This is a genomic window from Clostridium sp. Ade.TY, assembly GCF_000498355.1.
Classification (GTDB): Bacteria; Bacillota; Clostridia; order Clostridiales; family Clostridiaceae; genus Clostridium.
This window is the reverse complement of sequence record NZ_AVSV01000044.1, coordinates 21,858-28,681: the sequence shown is the minus strand read 5'-3', so window position 1 is coordinate 28,681 and position 6,824 is coordinate 21,858. Positions and strand designations below refer to the sequence as shown.

Annotated in this window: 8 protein-coding genes, 2 tRNA genes and 1 rRNA gene; 8 read left to right on the top strand and 3 right to left on the bottom strand. The window is 26.4% G+C overall.

Annotated features, from left to right (window positions below):
• Nucleotides 1–67: 67 nt before the first annotated feature.
• From rrf to O212_RS0115150, 3 genes are all read left to right on the top strand, one after another.
• A 5S ribosomal RNA gene (gene rrf, locus O212_RS0115160) occupies nt 68–184 on the top strand.
• Between the two features lie 7 nt (nt 185–191).
• Nucleotides 192–267, top strand: a tRNA-Phe gene (locus tag O212_RS0115155).
• A gap of 5 nt (nt 268–272) precedes the next feature.
• Nucleotides 273–346: transfer RNA gene (locus O212_RS0115150), tRNA-Cys, on the top strand.
• Nucleotides 347–496: 150 nt separating this feature from the next.
• On the opposite strand, the gene O212_RS0115145 is transcribed toward O212_RS0115150, so the two are convergent.
• Nucleotides 497–1,402, bottom strand: coding sequence for an LD-carboxypeptidase (locus O212_RS0115145; protein WP_024615912.1), 906 nt, complete (start codon nt 1,400–1,402; stop codon nt 497–499).
• Nucleotides 1,403–1,491: 89 nt separating this feature from the next.
• Nucleotides 1,492–2,439, bottom strand: a complete 948-nt coding sequence (locus tag O212_RS0115140) for a magnesium transporter CorA family protein (RefSeq protein WP_024615911.1) — start codon at nt 2,437–2,439, stop codon at nt 1,492–1,494.
• Nucleotides 2,440–2,741: 302 nt separating this feature from the next.
• Here O212_RS0115140 and O212_RS0115135 point away from each other — a divergent pair, with 302 nt between their 5' ends.
• A complete protein-coding gene (locus O212_RS0115135; protein WP_051373027.1) occupies nt 2,742–3,251 on the top strand; it encodes a hypothetical protein in 510 nt (169 codons plus the stop codon).
• 33 nt (nt 3,252–3,284) lie between these two features.
• On the opposite strand, the gene O212_RS0115130 is transcribed toward O212_RS0115135, so the two are convergent.
• On the bottom strand, nt 3,285–4,454 hold the full coding sequence (locus tag O212_RS0115130) for an amidohydrolase (RefSeq protein WP_024615909.1): 1,170 nt from the start codon (nt 4,452–4,454) through the stop codon (nt 3,285–3,287).
• A gap of 149 nt (nt 4,455–4,603) precedes the next feature.
• Between O212_RS0115130 and O212_RS0115125 the strand changes: the two genes are divergently transcribed.
• The 4 genes from O212_RS0115125 (at nt 4,604) to O212_RS0115110 (ending at nt 6,821) form a co-directional block, all read left to right on the top strand.
• On the top strand, nt 4,604–4,789 hold the full coding sequence (locus tag O212_RS0115125) for a sigma factor G inhibitor Gin (RefSeq protein ID WP_024615908.1): 186 nt from the start codon (nt 4,604–4,606) through the stop codon (nt 4,787–4,789).
• 34 nt (nt 4,790–4,823) lie between these two features.
• On the top strand, nt 4,824–5,459 hold the full coding sequence (gene tmk, locus O212_RS0115120) for a dTMP kinase (RefSeq protein WP_024615907.1): 636 nt from the start codon (nt 4,824–4,826) through the stop codon (nt 5,457–5,459).
• Nucleotides 5,460–5,535: 76 nt separating this feature from the next.
• Complete coding sequence (locus tag O212_RS0115115) at nt 5,536–5,865, top strand: cyclic-di-AMP receptor (protein WP_024615906.1); 330 nt, start codon at nt 5,536–5,538, stop codon at nt 5,863–5,865.
• Between the two features lie 26 nt (nt 5,866–5,891).
• A complete protein-coding gene (locus tag O212_RS0115110) occupies nt 5,892–6,821 on the top strand; it encodes a DNA polymerase III subunit delta' (RefSeq protein ID WP_024615905.1) in 930 nt (309 codons plus the stop codon).
• The last annotated feature ends 3 nt before the right edge of the window (nt 6,822–6,824 follow it).

The window sequence follows — 6,824 nt, the reverse complement described above, 5'->3', positions numbered from 1 at the left end:
ATAAAAAACGATCAACAAAAATTCATATGCAATTTTCAGAGAACAAATCTCTTTAAAATAAATAAAATCTAGTGATGATGGCATAGAGGAAACACTCCTTCCCATTCCGAACAGGAAAGTTAAGCTCTATAGCGCCGATGGTACTGCACGGGTGACTGTGTGGGAGAGTAGGACGTTGCTAGGTATGGTGTGGCTCGATAGCTCAGTCGGTAGAGCAGAGGACTGAAAATCCTCGTGTCGCTGGTTCGATTCCTGCTCGAGCCACCATATATGGCGCTATAGCCAAGTGGTAAGGCAGAGGTCTGCAACACCTTCATCCCCAGTTCAAATCTGGGTGGCGCCTCCATATTGAAAGTCTGTAAACATTGTTTACAGACTTTTTTATTTATAGGAATAAAAATTTTGAAATTATCCACAGAAAAAATTTTGGAATAAGAACTTATCCACTGAAAGTGTAAAATTTAATAGGATAACTTATAAATTTGTGGATTAAAATTTATAAAAGTGAGTTTTCGCATAATATAAGTTGACTTGTTTCTTTGTTATAGGTAGCATTACACCCTATTGGAAAAGTTAAATTAGGGTAAGAATGTCCAAATGGTACATTTGTTATTATAGGAATATTTAAAGGTAATAGTATATTTTTTATTATATCTGAAATTTCAAAGCTAAAGTCATTATCATCACTACAATTTGTCATATGACCTATAAGTATAGCATTGCATTTATTAAGTTTATTTGAAAGTGATAATTGAGTTAATAATCTATCTATTACATAGGGTGGTTCATTTATTTCTTCTAAAAGTAATATACTATTATCTAAGTTTATTTCATACGGAGTTCCTATAGAAGAACATATCATTGATAAATTACCACCAATTAATTTACCTGAAAAATGATTATTATTATATTTTATGCAATTTGAAAAATCATAAATAAATCCTTTTGTAGGATTAAAGAGCATTCTTTTTAAATGAGATAAAGTTAATATATCATCAAAATTAGATTTTATCATAGGACCGTGAAATGTTATTAAACCATTATTTGCAAAGTAGTTTAATAATATAGTTATATCACTATATCCACAGAAAAACTTTGGATTATTTTTTATTATAGACATATCTATATAAGGCAGTATACGTATTGAACCATATCCACCACGAAAGCATATGATACCATCTATTGAATCATCTAAAAACATATCAGTTAATTCTTTTGCCCTATCCATATCTGATCCAGAAAAATATCCATGTTTATCATGAATATGCCTTCCTTTTACTATATTAAATCCTAAAGATTTAAATTTATTAATATAAGTATTTATAATTATATCTTCACTACAAGATGCTGGAGATATAATACCTATTTTAGAATTAGAACTTAAAATTTTACCTTTTATCATAATATAAAATTCCTCCTATAAAAAAATGAGCTTAAATTAAGCTCACTATTTATTGATAATATTCATATTATGATATTTTAAAAAATTTGCTATCTAAACATATCGTTTTTATATAATATCCAAGCAGCTATTGCACAAATAAATATAGTCATGAACATTATTATATAGAATCCTGATGGATCGTTTGGTGAAATTGGTAGCCATACGTTCATACCAAATATACCACCTATTATAGTTGGAATAGCCATAAGTATTGTAACTGATGCTAGTACTTTCATAACTATGTTTAAATTATTAGAAATAACTGAGGCAAAGAAATCCATTGTACTAGCAAGTATATTACTATAAATTTCTGTCATTTCTATTGCCTGTTTATTTTCAACTATAACATCTTCAAGTACATCTTTATCAGCTTCATATTTTTGAATTATATTAAGTTTAAGCATTTTTTCTAAAGTTATTTCATTTGCTTTTAATGATGTTGAAAAATAAACTAATGACTTTTCAAGTGAATGTAATTGAATAAGTTCTCTGTTTTTCATTGATTTATGAAGTCTTTTTTCAATCATTAAGCTTTTTTTATCTATTTGTCTTAAATATAAAAGATAGTATGTAGATATTCTATTTAATATTTGAAGGATAAATCTTGATTTTTTAAATGTATAAAATGATTTTATTCTTCCGTTTATAAAGTCAGTTAAAATTTTACTATTTTTAAGACAAACTGTTATTAAATATTTTTCTGTATGTATTATAGATAGTGGATAAGTATCATAAGTTAAAGAGTTATCTTCCATTTCTGTAAAAGGAATATCCACTATAATTGAAATAACATCATCTTCTATATCTATACGAGAGGTTTCCTCATCATCTAGTGATGATTTTAGAAAATCTAGAGATATATCTGTCTTATTTGAAATTAAAATAAGTTCTTCATCAGATGGAGCTACTATGTTTATCCAAGAACCTGGTTCTATATTATCAAGCTGCTTGAGATTTTTATTATTATCATTCATTGTTTTAAATATTTGAATCATTATAAAACCTCCATTAATATATAATTATATTATACTATTTAATTAATAAATATAAAATAAAGGCATAAATAAAAAGAAAAAATATATATATGTAATTATATTCTTATTTATATATTAAAATAAAAGAAAATTAAAGAATAATATAAAAATATTTAGAAAAATAAAGATAAAGTCTATTTAATGCTAATAATAAGCTAATAATAAAAAAATTTGCCTTATATTGATATGGAATAAAATCTAAATTACTAGTATAATCATTTCTATGTTTATAAATATTTGAGTTAATCATGGGGGATTTAAATATGATGCATAAAGAAGTAGTTGCCAAACGAAAAGCTCCGGTAATAGTATTGGTATTATTTATTATAACTTTTATGTTATATGCTCAAGAAGGTCTTAAAGTTATTGATTTTAATAGCAAAAAGACTTTACTTATATGCAAATTAATAATAGCTCTAATAGCAGTTTTGCTTATACTGAGAGAGTTTTTTAAATGCAAAATTTCTTATAAATATGCTTTAATAGCAAACAAGCTTATAGTAAATAAGATTTTTTCAAGCGATGAAAAGAACTTAACTAGTATTAAAATTTCAGATATCGTATATTTAGGTAAAAAAGGTGAACAACCTAAAGGTATAGATGCAAAAGTTATAGGTAACTATGGATATAATAAATTGAAACTTGAACAATGTTGTTGTATATATAAAATTGATAATGATTATTATAAATTTTATTTTCAACCTAGTGAATGTTTCGTTAATAGAGTAAAAAAGAATATATTAAAGTTAAGAGATAATAAATTAATGAAATAGAAATACCCAAGAATTAAATTCTTGGGTATTTTTTTATTTAAAAGTAGATTTGCAATTGAAAAATTCTGATTTTATTTCTGCAAGTAGATTTGAATTAGTTATTATATCAAGACCTGTAAATGCAAGTGCTAATCCAGATTTTTTATATTGATTAATAGCAAAATCAGAAATTGTACATTTTGCAAATTCATCTGTTCCATAAGAAATTTTTTCATTGTCAATTATTGATATATAAGGATGTATTAGTGGAACTTTTTTGCTTATAGAACCTAATGAAATAGCCGCATTTATATCTCGTGGAGGGCATATATTTATAATTCCACATTCTTTTAAATTATGATTATATAGCCTATTTAATGTTCTATTACTTATAAGTTCATCGCTTGAAAATTGATACAATGAAATTTTTACGTCAACATCTAATAATTTAGATGTGAATTTTGCAATTTCTTTTATTTTATTTTCTACTATACTTGCATATTCGATATTTGTTGCCCTTATATAAAATTTACCTTCAGCTTCTTTTGGAACAAGTAAAGGAGTGTCTCCACCTTCAGATATTACTGAATTAACAGTAATATCATTACAGAAGCCTTTAGTAATTGCATTTAATGTATTAAATGTTAAAAGTACAGCATCTAATGCTGTATAAGGATCTCCATTTAAGAAGCTTAATCCATCGTGTCCTGTAAATTTTATACTAAGTGGAATTACTGCTGAAGATGATCCACTTTCGCATGTTACAGTATCAGGATGTGAAACCATAACTACATCAATATCATCAAAAACTCCTTGTTTTAACATTACATCTTTTGTTCCACCTGCATACTCACCTGGACAGCCGATAACTATTACAGTTCCATAACTTAATTTATTTATAATATGCCCTAATGAAATTGCTGCAATATAAGATGTTGTAGTAAGACCGTTATGAGCAGTTATATGTCCTCTATCTTTAACAGCGTCATATTCGCATATAAAGCATATTTTTGGATGTCCTGAGCCTTTTGTAGCATAAAAGGCTGTAGGAAAATCTAAGTAGTTATTTTCTACTGAAAAACCATGTTCCTTTAAAAGATTACAAATATATTTTGATGAATTAGTTTCTTTATAGCTTTCTTCAGCGTTGTCATAAAGATATTTACATAAGTCTGAAATTTCTTTATCACGAGTTGAAAGATAACTAATCATTTCTTGTTTCATAAAAGTATCCTCCTGATAAATATTCTTTATTATTTTTACCTATATGAAAGAAAAATATTTATTTTTATTTAAAGTTTTAAAGTATAGAAATAAATTTTTGTGGACAAACTTTAGATAATAAAATTTAATTGGTAAAGGAGAGAATTTTTATGAAGGGTTTAGTTAATAAAAAAATAGAAAATGTATGTGCAATCTGTGGAAATGTCAGTGATAATGGTATAATGATAAAAGACAATTTTATTTGTCCTTTTTGTGAAGGTGATATGGTAAGTATTACTCCAGATCAAGACAATTATGATTTCTATATAAAAAAGATAAAAAACATATTAAAATAAGTTTATATAAATTTTAGAGAAAGAGGTAACGACATTGAAAAAAGGTAAGTTTATTGTATTTGAAGGTGGCGAAGGGTCAGGAAAAAGTACAATGATTGATATGATATACAATTGGCTTAAAGAAAGTGGCTTTAATGTTATAAAGACTAGAGAGCCAGGTGGGATAAGTATAGCTGAGCAAATAAGGGAAGTTATACTTAATAAAGAGAATATAAAGATGGATGGAAAAACAGAAGCTTTACTTTATGCTGCTGCAAGAAGACAACATTTAGTAGAAAGGGTTATTCCAGCTTTAGAAGAGGGCAAAATAGTTTTGTGTGATAGATTTTTAGATTCGTCTTTAGCTTATCAAGGATATGCAAGGGGTCTTGGAATGGATGAAGTTTATAGTATAAATAAATTTGCTATAGGCGATTGTATGCCAAATATGTCAATTCTATTTGATGTAAGTCCTGAAGTTGGACTTGATAGAATAAAGAAGAATTCAGATAGAGAAATTAATAGATTAGACTTGGAAAAAATGGATTTTCATAATAAGGTTAGAGAAGGTTATAGTTTAATTTATGATAAAGATAATAAAAATAGAGTTAAAATAAATGCTGAAGGAACAATTGACGAAGTATCTAATAAGGTTAAAAATATAATTTCTAATATGCTTAATAATGCTTAAAATAGGCTTATGGAAAGATATTACTTTGTGGTAAAATATAATTAGGGTATTTAATTAAGTGTTATGGAGGTTATTTATGAAATTAGTAATAGCTATAGTAAATGATGACGATTCAGATGATTTAATTGACGTTCTAAATGAGAAAAAATTTGGGGTTACGAAGCTTGCAACTACAGGCGGATTTTTAAAGGCTGGAAATACAACTTTAATTATTGGAGTAGATAAAGAAAAACTAGACGAAGTTATAGATATAATTAAAGATATTTGTAAGAAGAGAAAGGAAATGGTCACTGCACCAGCACCTATTACAGGAAATGCAGGTTTATGTATGCAATATCCTATAGAAATACAAGTTGGTGGAGCTACTATTTTTGTTGTTGATGTAGATCAATTTATAAAGATATAGTATAGGATTTAAAAGGAGAGTGTGTATTGAGTAAGTTTGTAGGACATAATAAAATTATAAATGGCTTTATGAAAAGGGCAGAAGGCAATACACTATCTCATGCTCATTTAATAGTAGGTAGAGATGGAATAGGAAAGAGTATTATAGCTGATATATTTGTATCTAAAATACTTGATAAACCACTTGGAAAAGAGCATGTTGATGCCATTTTTTATAAAAGTAAAAAGGCATCTATGGGGGTTTCAGAAGTAAGAGAAATTATTGAAGAGGTTAATAAAAGACCTTATGAAGGTGATAAAAAAGTAATTATAATATATAATTCAGAAAAACTTACTATTCAAGCTCAGAATGCATTGCTTAAAACGATAGAAGAACCTCCAGTAGGGGTTTATATAATTATGCTTTCAACTAATTTAGAAAGTATATTAGATACTATAAAATCAAGATGTCAGATATATAAACTTACTCCTCTTAATAATAATGAAATGATAGAATTTATTAATTTAAATTATAATTTAAGAGAAGATGAAGTTTTATCTATATTAGCTTACTCTGAAGGAATTCCAGGAAGAGCTTTAAGATTTTTAAATGATGAAAATCTTCAAAATATTAGAACTCTGATAGTAGATATGCTAAAAGATATAAATAATAACAATCCAGAAATAGTAATAAAATACGAGAAAGCGTTTCAAGAATTTAAAGATGAAAAGGAAGAGCTATTAAATATGATAGCTACATTCATAAGAGATATAATAATTTATAAAGAGCTTGGAAATAAAGATATTATAATAAATTCCGATAAAGTTCATGATATAGAAAATCTTATGGAATTAATGTCATATAAAAAATTAAATGGAATGCTAAAATATATAGAAGAAGCAAGAGATAGTCTAAAGCACAATACTAATTTTACAATGAGTATTAGTGTTATGCTTATGGGATTTTTGGAGGTATAATTA

What these genes read in the sequence shown, in the direction of transcription:
- O212_RS0115140 (WP_024615911.1), bottom strand. Translation starts at nt 2,439, where the DNA reads ATGATTCAAATATTTAAAACAATGAATGATAATAATAAAAATCTCAAG.
- O212_RS0115125 (WP_024615908.1), top strand. Translation starts at nt 4,604, where the DNA reads ATGAAGGGTTTAGTTAATAAAAAAATAGAAAATGTATGTGCAATCTGT.
- O212_RS0115145 (WP_024615912.1), bottom strand. Translation starts at nt 1,402, where the DNA reads ATGATAAAAGGTAAAATTTTAAGTTCTAATTCTAAAATAGGTATTATA.
- O212_RS0115135 (WP_051373027.1), top strand. Translation starts at nt 2,742, where the DNA reads ATGATGCATAAAGAAGTAGTTGCCAAACGAAAAGCTCCGGTAATAGTA.
- O212_RS0115115 (WP_024615906.1), top strand. Translation starts at nt 5,536, where the DNA reads ATGAAATTAGTAATAGCTATAGTAAATGATGACGATTCAGATGATTTA.
- O212_RS0115130 (WP_024615909.1), bottom strand. Translation starts at nt 4,454, where the DNA reads ATGAAACAAGAAATGATTAGTTATCTTTCAACTCGTGATAAAGAAATT.